Origin of the sequence: Bradyrhizobium sp. ISRA464 (genome assembly GCF_029910095.1) — a bacterium.
Classification (GTDB): Bacteria; Pseudomonadota; Alphaproteobacteria; order Rhizobiales; family Xanthobacteraceae; genus Bradyrhizobium.
Genome location: NZ_CP094526.1, coordinates 4815626 through 4830735, shown reverse-complemented (window position 1 = coordinate 4830735; position 15110 = coordinate 4815626). Strand labels below are relative to the sequence as shown.

The 15110-nt window shown below is 64.1% G+C and carries 16 protein-coding genes; 14 read left to right on the top strand and 2 right to left on the bottom strand.

Going from position 1 to position 15110, the window contains the following annotated elements; translation table 11 throughout:
* The first annotated feature begins 103 nt into the window (after positions 1-103).
* The gene (locus tag MTX19_RS22845) at positions 104-1126 is read left to right on the top strand and encodes an NADP-dependent oxidoreductase (protein ID WP_280979408.1); all 1023 of its coding nucleotides are present in this window, start codon (positions 104-106) and stop codon (positions 1124-1126) included.
* Between the two features lie 142 nt (positions 1127-1268).
* On the top strand, positions 1269-1514 hold the full coding sequence (locus MTX19_RS22840; RefSeq protein ID WP_280979407.1) for a hypothetical protein: 246 nt from the start codon (positions 1269-1271) through the stop codon (positions 1512-1514).
* Between the two features lie 6 nt (positions 1515-1520).
* Here MTX19_RS22840 and MTX19_RS22835 read toward each other — a convergent pair whose 3' ends face one another.
* Positions 1521-2360, bottom strand: coding sequence for a metallophosphoesterase (locus MTX19_RS22835; protein ID WP_280979406.1), 840 nt, complete (start codon positions 2358-2360; stop codon positions 1521-1523).
* A gap of 540 nt (positions 2361-2900) precedes the next feature.
* Here MTX19_RS22835 and MTX19_RS22830 point away from each other — a divergent pair.
* From MTX19_RS22830 to MTX19_RS22820, 3 genes are all read left to right on the top strand, one after another.
* The gene (locus MTX19_RS22830; protein ID WP_280979405.1) at positions 2901-4199 is read left to right on the top strand and encodes an RsmB/NOP family class I SAM-dependent RNA methyltransferase; all 1299 of its coding nucleotides are present in this window, start codon (positions 2901-2903) and stop codon (positions 4197-4199) included.
* Between the two features lie 138 nt (positions 4200-4337).
* Entirely contained in the window at positions 4338-5936 is a 1599-nt protein-coding gene (guaA, locus tag MTX19_RS22825; protein ID WP_280985478.1) for a glutamine-hydrolyzing GMP synthase, read from the top strand.
* A 229-nt stretch (positions 5937-6165) separates the two neighbouring features.
* On the top strand, positions 6166-6375 hold the full coding sequence (locus tag MTX19_RS22820) for a hypothetical protein (protein WP_280979404.1): 210 nt from the start codon (positions 6166-6168) through the stop codon (positions 6373-6375).
* Between the two features lie 150 nt (positions 6376-6525).
* Here MTX19_RS22820 and MTX19_RS22815 read toward each other — a convergent pair whose 3' ends face one another.
* Positions 6526-7080, bottom strand: a complete 555-nt coding sequence (locus MTX19_RS22815) for a MarR family winged helix-turn-helix transcriptional regulator (RefSeq protein WP_280979403.1) — start codon at positions 7078-7080, stop codon at positions 6526-6528.
* 184 nt (positions 7081-7264) lie between these two features.
* Between MTX19_RS22815 and MTX19_RS22810 the strand changes: the two genes are divergently transcribed.
* From MTX19_RS22810 to MTX19_RS22770, 9 genes are read left to right on the top strand one after another with little or no spacing between them, the layout of a single operon-like run.
* On the top strand, positions 7265-7783 hold the full coding sequence (locus tag MTX19_RS22810; protein ID WP_280979402.1) for a flavin reductase family protein: 519 nt from the start codon (positions 7265-7267) through the stop codon (positions 7781-7783).
* 20 nt (positions 7784-7803) lie between these two features.
* Positions 7804-9273, top strand: coding sequence for a 4-hydroxyphenylacetate 3-hydroxylase N-terminal domain-containing protein (locus MTX19_RS22805; protein WP_280979401.1), 1470 nt, complete (start codon positions 7804-7806; stop codon positions 9271-9273).
* Positions 9274-9290: 17 nt separating this feature from the next.
* Positions 9291-9671, top strand: coding sequence for a cupin (locus MTX19_RS22800; protein WP_280979400.1), 381 nt, complete (start codon positions 9291-9293; stop codon positions 9669-9671).
* Positions 9672-9724: 53 nt separating this feature from the next.
* Positions 9725-11113 (top strand): ABC transporter substrate-binding protein, encoded by a 1389-nt coding sequence (locus tag MTX19_RS22795; RefSeq protein ID WP_280979399.1) that lies wholly within the window; start codon positions 9725-9727, stop codon positions 11111-11113.
* A gap of 47 nt (positions 11114-11160) precedes the next feature.
* Entirely contained in the window at positions 11161-12060 is a 900-nt protein-coding gene (locus tag MTX19_RS22790; protein WP_280979398.1) for a branched-chain amino acid ABC transporter permease, read from the top strand.
* Positions 12060-12983, top strand: coding sequence for a branched-chain amino acid ABC transporter permease (locus tag MTX19_RS22785; RefSeq protein WP_280979397.1), 924 nt, complete (start codon positions 12060-12062; stop codon positions 12981-12983). The genes MTX19_RS22790 and MTX19_RS22785 overlap by 1 nt, the downstream gene beginning before the upstream one ends.
* Entirely contained in the window at positions 12980-13726 is a 747-nt protein-coding gene (locus MTX19_RS22780) for an ATP-binding cassette domain-containing protein (RefSeq protein ID WP_280979396.1), read from the top strand. The genes MTX19_RS22785 and MTX19_RS22780 overlap by 4 nt, the downstream gene beginning before the upstream one ends.
* The gene (locus MTX19_RS22775; protein WP_280985477.1) at positions 13726-14418 is read left to right on the top strand and encodes an ATP-binding cassette domain-containing protein; all 693 of its coding nucleotides are present in this window, start codon (positions 13726-13728) and stop codon (positions 14416-14418) included. The genes MTX19_RS22780 and MTX19_RS22775 overlap by 1 nt, the downstream gene beginning before the upstream one ends.
* Positions 14402-15085, top strand: coding sequence for a DUF2848 domain-containing protein (locus MTX19_RS22770; protein ID WP_280979394.1), 684 nt, complete (start codon positions 14402-14404; stop codon positions 15083-15085). The genes MTX19_RS22775 and MTX19_RS22770 overlap by 17 nt, the downstream gene beginning before the upstream one ends.
* Positions 15086-15110 lie beyond the last annotated feature (25 nt).

Sequence of the window (15110 nt, the reverse complement as noted above, 5' to 3'; positions counted from 1 at the left end):
GTTTCAAACAATGCTGCGCGAAAGAGCAAATCCGTCTCCCTTGCAGGGAGACGGATTGCATGACTACGTGTGCGCCACGAAACCAACGAGCAGAGGAATCCCCATGTCCCAAGGCAAGCGCATTGTTCTCGCCTCGCGTCCCCACGGCGAGCCCACCGCAGCCAATTTCCGGATCGAAGACTACACGCCGCCTGCGCCGGGTGACGGGCAGGTCCTGCTCCGCACCATCTGGCTGTCGCTCGATCCTTATATGCGCGGCCGCATGGCCGACGGTCCGTCCTATGCTGCACCGGTGCCGGTCGGCGGCGTGATGGAGGGCGGCACCGTCAGCGAGGTGATCGCCTCGAACAATCCCGGCTTTGCCAAGGGCGACATCGTGCTGTCGCGCGCGGGCTGGCAGACGCATGCGCTGTCCGACGGCAAGGGGCTCGCCAAGATCGATCCGACAATCGCGCCGATTTCGACCGCGGTCGGCGTGCTCGGCATGCCCGGCATGACTGCCTACACGGGCCTGCTCGAGATCGGCAAGCCGCAAGCCGGCGAGACGGTGGTGGTCGCGGCTGCGTCCGGCGCGGTCGGCTCGGCGGTCGGCCAGATCGCGAAGATCAAGGGGGCGCGTGCGATCGGCATCGCCGGCGGCAAGGACAAGTGCGCCTACGTCAAGAACGAGCTCGGCTTCGACGACTGCCTCGACCATCGCGATCCCAATCTCGCGGCGAAGCTCAAGGAGGCCTGCCCGAAGGGCATCGACGTCTATTTCGAGAATGTCGGTGGCGCGGTGTTCGATGCAGTGTTTCCGCTGCTCAACGCGTTCGCGCGCATCCCGGTCTGCGGCCTGATCGCGCACTACAACGACACCGAGGCGCATGCTCCGAAATGGGCCGGCGCGATGATGCGCAACATCCTGACCAAGCGGCTGACCTTCCGCGGCTTCATCGTCAGCGACTTCGCCGCCATGCACGGCGACTTCATCCGCGACATGTCGCAGTGGGTGCGCGAGGGCAAGGTCAAGTACAAGGAGTTCGTGACCGAGGGGCTCGACAGTGCGCCGGAGGCCTTCATGGGCCTGCTCAAGGGCGCCAATTTCGGCAAGCAGCTGGTCCGGGTCGGGCCGGACAGGGCCTGACGGAGAGGGCCTTTCAGCTCCCATTCCGCGCAGAAGAGTATCAAAATCGCCACAACGTCAGGCTTTTGGGGGCTTTTTAGCCCCCATTTGCTTGACCGGCACCCGGAGGAATTGAATCAATATCTCATTTTAAGGTGTAGCGATGTTTGAGCTGGTTGTTTCAGGGGTCATTTTGCTGGCCGTCGGCTACTGGGCGACGATGTTCGCCATGGGCCGCCGCGATGATGTGTTGCATGGACGTTTCGTGCAGGACGAGCCCGAGGCGGAGCCGGTTCTCTCCATGCCTTCGCTGCCCCCCACGCGCCAGGCAGCGCAACCCGACAGGGACTCGCTGCAGGCGCTTCTCACCGCCATCAAGCGGGACCTGAAGGACGCGGCGCAGATCTGAGGCCGCTCAGCTCGCCAACTGCTTGCCGAGCAGCATGTCCAGGTCGACATCGGCCAGGCCCTTGGCCCTCACGTGGCGCACTTCAAAGCTGTCCGGCCGGAAGCGGTATTCGACCAATCCGGTTTCCTTGATGCCGATCCGCTCCTGCTTCTCGTCGGAGATGATGAAGCCGACCGAGGGGGCCCAGATCTGTCTGACGTGCCCGAAGGTGTAATCGCGGCGCTGGTGGACGTGTCCGCTGCCGACCAGCCGCAGATCGACCTTGCCGAACATCTCGACCAGGCGGCTGCGCGCCGGCTGCGGCACAAAGCGGATCGCGGTCGCCTCGCGCTCGGGATCGTCGGGCGTGTCGAGATAAAGCGGCTTGTGCAGGAACAGCGCGACCGGCTTGCCCGCGGTCTTGTCGAGCTGCGTGGCGAGCCAGTCGAACTGCTCGGCCTCGCTGTCGAGGCCGGTGTTCATGATCAGCGAGTTCAGCCCGATGATGCACCAGCCGGCGGCCTCGAAGTGCCAGCGGTCATCGCCGAGCACGGTCCGGAATGCTGCCCGGCTTTCTTCGGTAGGCAATTGCGCCGGCGTCGGGCCGACTGCGGTCGGATTGTCGCCGATATCGTGATTGCCGGGCAGGTAGCGGCAATCGACCGGCAGCGCGTCATGCATCTCCCTGGCGAACACGAGATCGTCGCGGCTGGTCGGGCCATCGAACGACACGTCACCGCTGTTGAGGACGAGATCGGGCCGCGTCGCGTCAATGTGCTCGCTCGCGCGGTGGAAGTTATCTGTGAGGAGCTTGAAGCGGCGGGCGAGGTGGGTGTCGGAGATTTGCGTCAGACGAAACTGGGCCATGCATCGTTCCTTTCGGTTCGATCATAGGCCGGAGCGAAGTCGGAACGATGACGATATGCTGTGGCGGAGACGGTTGCGCCATGCCGGCGTCGTGCCGGGTGCAGCATGCTGTCGCGGCGTCAGATCGTGAGACGGCCGGTTGCACGCAGGGGTCGACAACGCGATCCGCCTGTCGGCGATGTCGCGGAATCGCCGGGGAACTCGGCGGAGCGGATTGTGTCGGCCAGGATCGGGGAGGTGATGTTCATCGTGAGCTCTTGCTGGGACCACAGAGCTGAAACCGCCGCATTCCTGTGTGTTGGTCATGGCAGCTCGGATGATGGTTCAGGCAGCTCCCGCGAGGCCTTCATTGTCAGCGGCCGGCGTGGCCGCTAAGAGGGGGCGCAGCGCCTGCGGCTGACGGAGATTCTGATGTCCATTCAAATGGTTTTGCTGCCGGTCTTCATCCAGATTGGATTGACCTTCGCGCTCTCGTGATGTGGCTGTATTTCGCGCTCCGGATCCTGCTTGTGATCTGACCCGTCCAACCGAAAGAGACCAATGACTCCCGCTGCCCGGCTCTCCGCCGCCATCGACCTGATCGCCACCATCGACGCCCAGCGCGTTCCCGCCGCAAAGGCGCTGAAGGAATGGGGGACCGCACACCGCTATGCCGGGTCCGGCGATCGTGCCGCGATCTCCGGACTGATCTGGGACGTGCTGCGCCGGCAATCCTCCGCGGCCTATCTGATGGATGACGACAGCGCCCGCGCCCGCGTGCTCGGCATGCTCAGGCTCGAGCGCGGCATGGACCTCGCGACGATCGCCGCGTTCTTCGACGGTAGCCGTTTCGCGCCGGAGCCGCTGACCGCGGCCGAGCAGGCGGCGCTGACCTCGCGCTCGCTCAGCGATGCGCCGGCGCCGGTCGCGGGCGATTATCCGGAATGGCTCGATCCATATTTGGCGAAGGTGTTCGGCGAGGAGCGCGCGGCGGAGGCGACCGCGATGGCGAGCCGCGCGCCGCTGGATCTGCGCGTCAACACGCTCCGAGGCAAGCGCGAGAAGATCCTGCCCCGGCTGGCGCATCTCGGCGCCCGGGAGACGCCGTGGTCGCCGATCGGCCTGCGCATCGAGCTGTCCGCCGACGCGCGCAATCCCGGCATCCATTCGGAGGAGGACTTCATCAAGGGCGCGATCGAGGTGCAGGACGAGGGCTCGCAGCTCGCCGCGCTGTTCTCGGCGGCGAAGCCCGGCGAGCAGGTGATCGATCTCTGCGCCGGCGCCGGCGGCAAGACGCTGGCGCTGGCAGCTCAGATGGGCGGCAAGGGCCGGTTGATCGCGACCGACCACGACAAGCGCCAGCTCGCGCCGATCCACGAGCGGCTGTCGCGCGCCGGCGTGCACAATTGCGAGGTGCGCACGCCGCGCGGCGAGGCGGATGTGATGTCGGATATCAAGGCGTCAGCCGACCTCGTGCTGATCGATGCGCCCTGCACCGGCACCGGCACCTGGCGCCGCAACCCCGACGCCAAATGGCGGATGCGCCCCGGCGCGCTCGAGGTGCGGCTGAAGGACCAGGCCGAGGTGCTCGATCGCGCTGCGCCGATGGTCAAGCCGGGCGGCCGCATCGCCTATATCACCTGCTCGGTGCTTTCTGAGGAGAACGGTGAGCAGGTGCGGGCCTTCATCGCGCGCCATCCGGAATTTTCGGTGCAGCCGCCGGAGCAGACCGCCAGCGCGCTCTGGGAGAAGGCCGAGGATTTTGCCGAGGCCGCGCTAAAATCGGACGAAGGCTGGCTGATGACGCCGCGCCGGACCGGCACGGACGGGTTCTTCGTATCGGTGCTGAAGAAGGCGTGAGAAGGGCTTCGTCGTTCCGGGGGCACAAATTAGGTCAACAATACTGCCATATATCGATTTGTCCATGCCCAAAGAAGAATGTGGGGCGCGCCGCTCCGCGCGGTTGCGGGGGCGGGCGGCGTCGCGTATCTGCTTGCCATGACAGCCCAGCAAACAGCCCGCGACTCGTCGACGCCCTCGGTGGCCTCGGCGCATGACAAGATTCTGATTGTCGATTTCGGCAGTCAGGTGACGCAACTGATCGCCCGCCGCGTCCGCGAGATGGGCGTCTATTCCGAGATCGTCCCGTTCCAGAAGGCCGAGGCCGCCTTTAAGGAGATGAAGCCGAAGGCGGTGATCCTCTCCGGCGGGCCGGCCTCCGTGCTCGACGACAACGCGCCGGCGGCGCCGATGTCGGTGCTCACGGCGGGCGTCCCGGTGCTCGGCATCTGCTACGGCGAGCAGACCATGGCCCAGCAGCTCGGCGGCATCGTCGAGGGCGGGCACCATCGCGAATTCGGCCGCGCCACCATCGAGGTCACCGACGATTGCGCGCTGTTCGACGGCGTTTGGCAGAAGGGCGGCCAGTACGACGTCTGGATGAGCCATGGCGACCGCGTCACCAGGCTGCCCGACGGTTTTCGCGCTGTGGCCCGCGCGCCGGGCTCGCCGATCTCTGTGATCGCCGACGACAAGCGCAAGTTCTACGCGATGCAGTTCCACCCCGAGGTGGCGCATACGCCTGACGGCGCCAAGCTGCTGCGCAATTTCGTGCGCAAGGTTGCGGGCTTCACCGGCGACTGGACCATGCGCGCGTTCCGCGAGGAGGCGATCGAGAAGATCCGCGCCCAGGTGGGCAAAGGCAAGGTGATCTGCGGCCTGTCCGGCGGCGTCGATTCCGCGGTCGCCGCGGTCTTGATCCACGAGGCGATCGGCGACCAGCTCACTTGCGTGTTCGTCGATCACGGCCTGCTCAGGCTCGACGAGGCCAAGACCGTCGTCGACCTGTTCCGCCACCACTACAACATCCCGCTGGTGCATGTGGACGCGTCGAAGCAGTTCCTCGGCGAGCTTGCCGGCGTCACCGATCCGGAAAAGAAGCGCAAGACCATCGGGCGGCTCTTCATCGACGTGTTCGAGGCGGAGGCCAAGAAGATTGGCGGCGCTGAATTCCTGGCGCAGGGCACGCTCTATCCTGATGTGATCGAGAGCGTCTCCTTCACCGGCGGACCGTCGGTGACGATCAAGTCGCACCACAATGTCGGCGGTCTGCCCGAGCGCATGAACATGAAGCTCGTCGAGCCCTTGCGCGAGCTGTTCAAGGACGAGGTGCGCGTGCTCGGCCGCGAGCTCGGCCTGCCCGAGATCTTCGTCGGCCGTCACCCGTTCCCGGGCCCGGGCCTTGCGATCCGTTGCCCCGGCGACATCACAAAAGAAAAACTCGACATCCTCCGCAACGCGGATGCCGTCTACATCGACCAGATCCGCAAGCATGGCCTCTACGACGCGATCTGGCAGGCCTTCGCGGTGCTGCTGCCGGTCAAGACCGTCGGCGTGATGGGCGACGGCCGCACCTACGACTACGTCGTGGGCTTGCGCGCCGTCACCTCGACCGACGGCATGACCGCGGACTTCTACCCGTTCGAGATGAAGTTCTTGGGGGAAACCGCGACGCGCATCATCAACGAGGTGAAGGGCGTGAACAGGGTGGTGTATGACGTGACGTCCAAGCCGCCGGGGACGATTGAGTGGGAGTAGTGCTGCCGGTTGGCATCGCGCAGTTTAGCGTAGTTTGGTCGACTCGTTCTTGCTTCCTTCGCGTCGAGAATTCTGACCGGAGTAATGAGCTTGGCTTATCCCAGCAGGGGTCCAAGATCCATTGCGTCTTCACTGATGCGGTATCGCAGCGCGCCCGATCGTACAGAAGGGTGGGGCGCTTAAAGCCTAGCTCGGAGCACCGATATTTTTGCCGCAAAACGGACCACTCATGGTCCGGCTCGATCTGGGTTGGCCGGAGTTAGCTCAAATTGCCCATGACGGATCGGAGCGCGAGTTCAAGCCTTCCGTTTGGTTAGAAGGTGGTGTGTTGCCCAACCTGTGCATCGGGGATCAGGAAACATATTATCACAGCCAGCGTGAGGAGGCTTGGTTGCTCAGCCTGCAGGCCTGGATTCTGAGGGAGGGAGAGGCGAGCTGACCAACAGTATCAGCCTTGGGGCTGAAGTCGTTTCCACCGCAATGCAGTCGGGCGACTTCGTGGCGCTCCCTCGCTATGACGATGCAGTCGCTAGTCCAGGGAGCTGAGAAGCACCCAACGCGTTGGTCTGAATAGTCACTACCTCGGGCTTTACCGGCTTGTTCGTTGTTTCTTGCGGCCTCTCTGCGGCTCGATGCGGTACGCTTCGTTATTTTGCGACGTGAGCGTCGCCCGAACGTGCTCGGCGAGCTTCAGCGCGCTGTCGGCGTTTGACGCGAGACGAGAAAGCATTTGCGAGAGCACTTTGAACTCCTCGCGCGTCAGCATGCCAAACAGCGCGTCATTGACCGGGCGCTGCAAGGCGGCGAGACGGATCAACAGGTTTATCCCGTGCTCGGTCAGTGTGAGTTGCACGCGGCGTCCGTCGCCAGGGTGCGGGCTTTTCCCGATCAGGCCGTCAGAGACCAGCTTGTTGATCTCGTTGGTGACGAAGGCGCCACTCAAGTACAGCCGCTCGGCGACCTGGTTGACACCCATCGGTTTTTCCGCCGTCGAATTCTTGATCGCGATCAGGATCAGATACTGGGTAGGCGACAGGCCGACAAAACTCGCGAATGTCTCGCGCGCAGCTTCCAGGCTTCGTCCGAAGGCAAAATAGTCGTAGAGGACGCCGCGAAGCGTGCGATCTCCATCCTTGTCGAGCAACTCGGGCCTCGACGCCGTCAACAGTGCATCAGACACGGGCATTCTCTCCGCAAAATCATAGCGTTGGACGCTGCCTAAAGAGCATGCATGCGCCCGGTCAGCAAGAGTGTTGACATTTCAAAATAGCTTTGTCAGAAAGCTAGTTGAGAATTATAAATCAGGACCAGGCGGCGAGGCAGTGTCCATGGAGGATCGTGCATTCAGGCGTGCTCTGGGCGAATTCGCCACCGGCGTTGCGGTGGTGACCGCGCGCGGGAAGGGCGAAGAGCTCATCGGCATGACCATGAGCTCCTTCAACTCCGTTTCGGTCGATCCGCCGCTCGTTCTCTTCAGTGTCGACCGCAAGGCGTGCAGCCTGCCAGCAATGCTCGAAGCCAAGGGCTTCGCCGTCAACATTCTCGCGCGCGATCAGGAGCAGATATCCAACCAGTTCGCGCGCGCTCTTTCCGACAAATGGGACCAGGTGAAGACGTCGGTCGGCCATGCCGAGGCGCCGCTGATCTCGGGCGCGATGGCTCATTTCGAGTGCGCGCCCTACGCGGTCTACGAGGGTGGCGACCACGTCATCTTCGTCGTCCGTGTCATCAGGCATGCGAGCCGCGCCGAGGCCGCCGCTCCCCTGATCTTCTTCCGCGGCCGCTACCGCGATCTCGTCGATGAAACCGAGCGCGAGCCGACCTGGCCGCTTCCCATTCACTACTAGCTTTGAACCGGAGACCTGCGATGCGTAGCGCAAAGGAATATCTGTCAGGCCTGAAGGACGGCCGGACCATCTACATCAACGGCGCCTCGGTCGGCGATGTCACGACGCACCATGCCTTCCGCAACCTCGCCAACTCCATGGCGGGCCTGTTCGACTTCGCGAGCGCGCGGGAGAACGCGGAGCTGATGACCTTCGATACGGGCGCAGGTCGCGCCAACCGGATCTGGCAGCTTCCGACCTCCTATGCCGAGCTCGTCACGCGGCGAAAGGCGCTCGAGGCGTGGGCCTCGCTGCATGCCGGCTTCATGGGCCGCGCCCCGGACCACGTGGCGTCCTGCATTTCCGGGCTCTACATGGGGCTTGACGTGTTCAAAGCCTATGATCCCGCCCGCTCTGGCGCGCTCGAAAGCTACTACCGCTACGCCCGCGACAAGGATCTCTATCTCACTTACGTCATCATCAATCCGCAGGCCGATCGTTCCAAGGGCGCAGCCGAACAGGCTGATCCGTTCCTCACCGCCGGCGTCGTCGATCGCGACGCGGAAGGGATCACGATCCGCGGCGCCAAGATGCTCGCCACCGGCGGCGTGGTTACCGACGAGGTCTTCGTCACGACCATCCAGCCGATGCGTGCCGGCGAAGAGCGTTATGCGATGTCCTTCGCGATTCCGATGAGCATGAAGGGTCTCAAGATGCTGTCGCGCAAATCTTACGAGGACGCCGCCGGCGCGGTGTTCGACAATCCCTTATCCAGCCGTTTCGACGAGAACGACTCGGTCCTCTATTTCGACGACGTGAAGGTGCCGTGGGACCGCGTCTTCATCGAAGGCAATGTCGAAATGTGCCAGAAGCAGTTTCACGCGACGCCCTGCCACGTCTACCAGAACTACCAGGCGATGGTGCGCCTGAGTGTGAAGCTCAAATTCCTGACCGGCCTTGCGCATCGGACCGCCGACATGAACGGCGTCACCCAGTTTCCGCAAGTGCGCGAAATGCTCGGCCAGCTCGCGGCCGAGACCGGCATGGTTGACGCGCTGGTGTCCGCGATGGAAGCCAAGGGCACGCAGGTCGGTCCCTATTTCATTCCGGACCGGCACACGCTCTATTCCGCGCAGGTGCTGACGCAGCAGCTCTACGGACACGTCACCAACACGCTTCGCGAGCTGGCCGGCGGCGGCATGATCATGCTGCCTTCGTCGGTTGCGGACTTCGACAATCCCGAGATTGCGGCCCTGATCGGCAAGACCCAGCAGTCGCCGAAGGCCAACTCGCATGACCGCGTGAAGTTCTACAAGCTCGCCTGGGACGCGGTGGGCTCCGAATTCGGCTCGCGTCACCAGCAATACGAGATGTTCTACGCCGGTGCGACCTTCGTCACCAAGGGCCACTCCTATCGCACCTACGACTGGGCCGGCGCCGACCGGTTGGTGCAGGCCATGCTCGATTCCTACGACCTGAACGGCGTCTCGACCGCCAGCAAAGCCGCTTGAACCAAGAGAGGTAACTCATGCCCGTCAACAAGAAGCACGACGAATTCCACACGCTCGACATGACCACCGGCTGGGAGGTTCCGGCAGGCTATCCGGCCGGTATCCAGCAGAAGATCATCGCGGGCGGGCTGGACGAGGAGAGCCGGCGCGGGACGCGGACGCGGCTGCTCCGCTTCGCGCCCGGCGTCTACACTACCGCGCCGTTCTCGCACGAGTATTGGGAAGAGGTTTATCTGGTCTCGGGCGATTTGATTGTCGGCAACGATGCGAATGGCGAGGGCGGCAAGAGCTTCCCCCCGAATACCTACGCCTGCCGCCCGCCGCACGCGCCGCATGGCCCGTTCAAATCCGTGAACGGCTGCCTGCTTCTGGAGATGCATTATTTCGATCCAATGTGATCCGGATCGCTGCCGCACAACATCATTCGACCAGCACAGGGGGAAGAGACATCATGGCGTCCAAAGGTATTTCCATCGTAATTGCGCGTTGCCTGTCGTCACTTGAACGGCTCTTCAGCCTGGATCGCGGCCTGCCGCACGGCAATGTCCGATGGGTCATGGATGGACTTGTCGGCGCACTCGCGCTCGGTGTCGTAGCTGCCACGCCGGCCGCCGCACAGGAGAAACCAGGCGCCGTGGGGCTGGGCATCTTCACGTTCACATCCGGTCCTGCCGCAGCCTACGGCATGCCGGGTAAGAATGCCGCCGACCTCATGATCGACGAGATCAATGCAAAGGGCGGCATCGGAGGCGTGCCGGTCAGCGCGACCTATGTCGACGAGGCGCAGGGCGCGCAAGGCGTGATCGCGGAATACCGCCGGCTCGCCGGGGACACGAAGAACCAGGTAATGATCGCGGCCTTGTCGAGCGCGAACTGCCTGGCGCTGGCGCCGCTTGCCGAGCAGCTCGAGGTCCCCACCGTGGGCTGGAACTGCGACACCCATCAGTTGCTGATGGACGGCAAGAGCAAATATGTGTTCCGCCCCAACGGCAACACCGTGCCCGAATTCATCGCCTACGCGATCTACCTGCTGGACCGCAAACCCGACGTGAAGACGGTTGCGATCATCAACCCGGATTATGCGTTCGGTCATGACGCGGCCAAGATCTTCACCGCGGCCTTGAAAGCCCTGAAGCCGGACGTCGAGATCGTTGCAGAACTTTATCCGAAGCTCGGCTCGCCGAACTATCAGACCGAAATCTCGCGCCTCACCACTGCGCGCCCGGATGTCGTCTTCTCAAATCTTTGGGGTGCCGACCTCGAGAACTTCGTTCGCCAGGCCGCGCCGCGTGGGATCTTTACCTCCAGTCAGGTCATCCTGGCTCTCGGCGAGACCGTGCTCCAGCGCGTGCCGCTGCCTGATGGCGTGATCGTCGGCGTTCTCGGCGACGGCTGGTGGATGTCCCCGGACGCCAAGGCGAAGCCGGAGACGGTGAAGTTTGCCGAGGCCTACAAGGCGCGCTTCGGGGAGTATCCGGTGTTCCCGTCGATCAAGATGGCCAACGCGCTGATCTACGTGAAAGCCGCCTACGACGTCGCGATGCAGAAGAACGGCGGCAAATGGCCAACACGTGCCGAGCTCGCCGCCGCCATGAAGGGCAGTAAGGTCGAGACCCTGACCGGCACCGCGCAGACGCGCGCCGACAATGACGGCGTCGTCGACCAGATCGTCGGCGTTACCGTGAAGACACCGGCGCAGCAGTTTCCCGTGATCGGCGACATGGTCCGCTACAAGGGCGACAGTCTGATGCCGCAGGTCGGCCACGATCCGCTGGCCTGGATTGCAACCCTCAAGCCCGAGTTCGCCAAGAGCCTGCCGAAGCCGGGCAGCTACAAATAGAGCGGGACGACGTTCACCTTGACTCCAGTCACGGAAGGCGGAAGCCGATGTTGAATGCAATCATCCCCCTGCTGCTGGACAGTCTGGCGAGCGCCGCGTTGATCTTCTTCGCGGCGGTCGGCCTGACGCTGGTGTTCAGCGTGCTGCGCGTCCTCAACGTCGCCCATGGTAGCCTCTATTCGATCGGCGGCTATGTCGCGGCCTCGATCTGTCTGTTCATCGCGAGCCGTCAGCTCAACCCGTATTTGTCGTTCCTGGCGCTCTTGTTCAGCGCCGTGTGCGTTGCGGCGATATTCGGTCCGTTGATCGAGCGCGGCCTGGTCCGCTGGACCTACGGCAAATCGGAAGCCGTGCAGATCCTGATCACGTTCGGACTGTTCCTCATTCTCGAAGACCTTCAGCGCGTGATCTTCGGCGTCCAGTCCTTCTATGAGGACGCGCCGATGCGATTGCTCGGCACCACGAGCATCGGTGGCGTCGTCTATCTCAACTACCAGATCCTCCTGATCGCCATGGCGCTCCTCGTCGTCGTCGGCCTGCGGCTCCTGATCAACCATACCCGGCTGGGGCGCCTGATCACGGCTGTCGTCACCGACCGCGAGATGGCGCAGTCGATCGGCATCGACACCAACCGGATCTTCATCCTGGCGTTTTCGCTTGGCGTGTTCCTCGCCGCATTGGGCGGCGCGCTGGCGACGCCGACGTCAGGCATCGCGCCAGGTCTCGGCGCCGACACCATGGTGCTCGCTTTTGCGGTTGCGGCGATCGGAGGGCTCGGACAGATCGAGGGGGCCGCATTGGCCTCGCTGATTGTCGGCCTGGCGCGCGTGCTCGCGATCTATCTGGCGCCGTCACTGGATGCCGTCGCGCCCTATGCAGCCATGCTTATCGTTCTCCTGATCCGTCCCTACGGCCTGTTCGGATCGGTGACGGCGAGGAGGATATGATGCGAACGATCATTGCCGCTGCGGCGGTCCTCGTCCTCGCGCTGCTGCCTCTGGCCGCCCCCTGGCTCCAATTCGTCCTGACCCTTGCGATCGCCAAGGGCTTTGCGGCACTGGGTGTCGCCGTGCTGCTCCGGGCCGGGCTGATCTCGATTGGCCATGCCATGTTTTTTGCCGCGAGCGCCTATGCGGTCGCGTTCCTGGCGCGCGCCGGCATCAACGACCTTGGCCTGCTCTTGATCCTGTCGGTGCTGAGCGGGGCGCTCGTTGGCGCCATCGCCGGATCGTTTCTCGTCCGCTATCGCGCGATCTTCTTCGCGATGTTGAACCTCGCTGTCTCCATGGTGTTCTACGCGCTGTGCGCCAAGCTCTACGGTGTCACCGGCGGGACCGACGGCATGCCGGTGCCGGTCCCGGCGGTTTTCGGGATCGTGCTTGGCGAGCCGGCCTTCGCGAGCGTGCTGTTCTATCTCAGCCTGGTGCTGATGGTGCTCGTCGGTCTGGCCGTGCAGCGCTACCTGAACAGCCCGCTCGGTCACGCGCTCTCGGCCGTCCACACCAACGAGATCCGGCTCGAATATCTCGGCATTCCGGTCTGGGCGGTTCTGCTGATCGCCTATGTCGTCTCGGCGGCGCTCGCCGGTCTTGGCGGCGCGATCGCCAGCTTTGCGATCGGTCGCGTGGTCCCAGATTTCGCGTTCTGGACTGCATCCGGCCACCTCGTGCTGATCGCTGTGCTCGGCGGCATCGGTGGCGTGCCGGGCGCGTTCATCGGTGCCCTGTTTTTGGAATTGCTGCACAGCGCGGCAGTCACCGTCACCGATTCCTGGAATTTGATCGTGGGCATGACACTGATCATCGTGATCATGTTCATGCCGCAAGGCGTCTATGGCTTGTTCGCGCGCAAGGAGGCGACGGGCCTATGACGCCTCCCATCCTGGAAGCAAAAGGCCTCCACGTCGCATTCAACGGCGTCAAGGCCGCCGACGATGTCAGCATCGCGATCCATGGCGGCGAGTTCCTCGCGATCATCGGTCCGAACGGGTCGGGCAAGACAACGCTGCTCAACATCTGCACGGGGTACATCCGCCCCAAATCGGGCAGCGTGGTGCTGGACGGTCACGACATCACCCATCTGTCGCCACGCGCCATCGCGCGCCGCGGCGTCGCCCGCGCATTCCAGATCCCGCAGCTATTCTCCGCTCAACGCGTGATCGACAACATGATGCTGGCGCTGGCGGCAACGGACGGTCTGTGGAGCGCGGTCCAGCCGCTCGAAACGGCGAAGCGACGCGACGAAGCAAGGGCGTTGCTCGATCTGGTCGGGCTCGCCGGCGATGCCGATCGTATCAGCAGCACGCTGCCCGAAGGACATCGCAAGCTGCTGGACATCGCGGTTGCGCTGGCCCTGAAGCCGCGGCTCCTGCTGCTCGATGAGCCAACCAGCGGCGTGAGCGCCCTCGAACGCTTTCCGCTGATGGAGGCACTGATAGCAGCGCTGCGCCAGCGCCGCATTACCGCACTGTTCGTCGAGCACGACATGGACGTGGTCGCGCGTTACGCGAGCCGCGTCCTGGTGTGGAACGCCGGCAATATCATGGCCGAGGGCCGGCCCGACGAGGTGTTCAGCAATGCGCAAGTCCGCCAACGTGTCGTAGGGGTGGCCTGATGCTCAGGCTCGACAAGGTCAGCGTCTCGATCGAGGGCGTTCGTGTGCTGCGCGGCGTCAGTTGCGAGATCATCGCGCGCAAGACGACGGTGTTGATCGGGCGCAACGGCGCCGGCAAGACCACGACATTGCGTGCAATCATGGGCCTCATCGCGCTTGACGAGGGCTCGGTCCGCCTCGATGCCGACGATCTCGGCAGCAGGCCTGCCCACACCCGCGCCCGCGCCGGCATTGGCTATGCGCCGGAGGACCGGCGCCTGATTCCGGAGCTGAGCGTGGAGGAGAACATCCGCCTCCCGGCTCTGGCGCTGAAGCTCGACCGTGCCGAGATCGCGCGCAGGCTCGACGAGATCTACCACTTGCTGCCCGAATTGCACGTGATGCGGTCACGGCCGGCCGGCGGCGTTTCGGGAGGGCAGGGCAAGATGGTCGCGCTGGGGCGCGCGCTGACGGTGGCACGTAAGGTGCTGCTGCTCGACGAACCCTTCCAGGGTCTGGCGCCGGCCCTCGCGCTCGACTATGCGCGGACGCTCGGCGAATTGCGCAAGCACCGGCCCGAGCTTGCCATGCTGGTCACCGAATCTTCGCCCGCGCTGCTCGACCGCATCGCCGACCGGACGCTGCAGATCGAGCGCGGCGAAATCCTGACCACATCGACCACGAATAGGGAATTCCATGTTGCTGCAATTTGACCGCCTCGCAAAGGACCGGACCGACCGTGTCGGGATCGAGATCGACTCCCTTGTCATCGCTGGCTGGGCGGGCAGGGACGCGGCGGCGATCGAGCACCATATCGAGGAGCTGGCCGCGCTCGGCATTCCGCGTCCGTCGACGACGCCGCTCTATTACCGGGTCGCGGCCCAAACCTTGATCCAGGACAGTCGCCTGACCGTCCTTGGGCCCGACAGTTCCGGCGAGGTCGAGCCTGTCATCGTCGCCACGGCCGACGGGCTCTGGGTCGGCATCGGATCCGATCATACTGATCGCAAGGCCGAAGCGTCGGGCATCGCACTCTCGAAGCAGCTGTGCGGCAAGCCGGTCGGCCCACAGCTCTGGTCCTATGCCGATGTTGAGGGGCATTGGGATGAACTGGTCCTTCGTTCGTGGGCGACGATCGACGGGGAACGGGTCCTTTACCAGCAGAGCCCGGTCTCCGCGCTCAGGACGCCGCGCGATCTCATTCGTCGCTACACCGGCACGGACATGCTATCGGCCGGCACGCTGATGTTCTGCGGTACGCCGGGCGCGATCGGCGGCATTCGGCCGGGGTCGCGTTTCGAGATGGAGCTGAACGATCCGGTCCTTAACCGGTCCCTGACCCATGGCTACGACGTCGACGTCCTGCCAGTCGTCACCTGATCCTTCTCTCCCAGCCGCGCGTGTC

Bases quoted from the DNA above. Each gene is read 5' to 3' on its own strand.
- MTX19_RS22845 (WP_280979408.1), top strand. From the start codon at position 104: ATGTCCCAAGGCAAGCGCATTGTTCTCGCCTCGCGTCCCCACGGCGAG.
- MTX19_RS22840 (WP_280979407.1), top strand. From the start codon at position 1,269: ATGTTTGAGCTGGTTGTTTCAGGGGTCATTTTGCTGGCCGTCGGCTAC.
- MTX19_RS22835 (WP_280979406.1), bottom strand. From the start codon at position 2,360: ATGGCCCAGTTTCGTCTGACGCAAATCTCCGACACCCACCTCGCCCGC.
- MTX19_RS22830 (WP_280979405.1), top strand. From the start codon at position 2,901: ATGACTCCCGCTGCCCGGCTCTCCGCCGCCATCGACCTGATCGCCACC.
- guaA (WP_280985478.1), top strand. From the start codon at position 4,338: ATGACAGCCCAGCAAACAGCCCGCGACTCGTCGACGCCCTCGGTGGCC.
- MTX19_RS22820 (WP_280979404.1), top strand. From the start codon at position 6,166: ATGGTCCGGCTCGATCTGGGTTGGCCGGAGTTAGCTCAAATTGCCCAT.
- MTX19_RS22810 (WP_280979402.1), top strand. From the start codon at position 7,265: ATGGAGGATCGTGCATTCAGGCGTGCTCTGGGCGAATTCGCCACCGGC.
- MTX19_RS22805 (WP_280979401.1), top strand. From the start codon at position 7,804: ATGCGTAGCGCAAAGGAATATCTGTCAGGCCTGAAGGACGGCCGGACC.
- MTX19_RS22800 (WP_280979400.1), top strand. From the start codon at position 9,291: ATGCCCGTCAACAAGAAGCACGACGAATTCCACACGCTCGACATGACC.
- MTX19_RS22795 (WP_280979399.1), top strand. From the start codon at position 9,725: ATGGCGTCCAAAGGTATTTCCATCGTAATTGCGCGTTGCCTGTCGTCA.
- MTX19_RS22790 (WP_280979398.1), top strand. From the start codon at position 11,161: ATGTTGAATGCAATCATCCCCCTGCTGCTGGACAGTCTGGCGAGCGCC.
- MTX19_RS22785 (WP_280979397.1), top strand. From the start codon at position 12,060: ATGCGAACGATCATTGCCGCTGCGGCGGTCCTCGTCCTCGCGCTGCTG.
- MTX19_RS22780 (WP_280979396.1), top strand. From the start codon at position 12,980: ATGACGCCTCCCATCCTGGAAGCAAAAGGCCTCCACGTCGCATTCAAC.
- MTX19_RS22775 (WP_280985477.1), top strand. From the start codon at position 13,726: ATGCTCAGGCTCGACAAGGTCAGCGTCTCGATCGAGGGCGTTCGTGTG.
- MTX19_RS22770 (WP_280979394.1), top strand. From the start codon at position 14,402: ATGTTGCTGCAATTTGACCGCCTCGCAAAGGACCGGACCGACCGTGTC.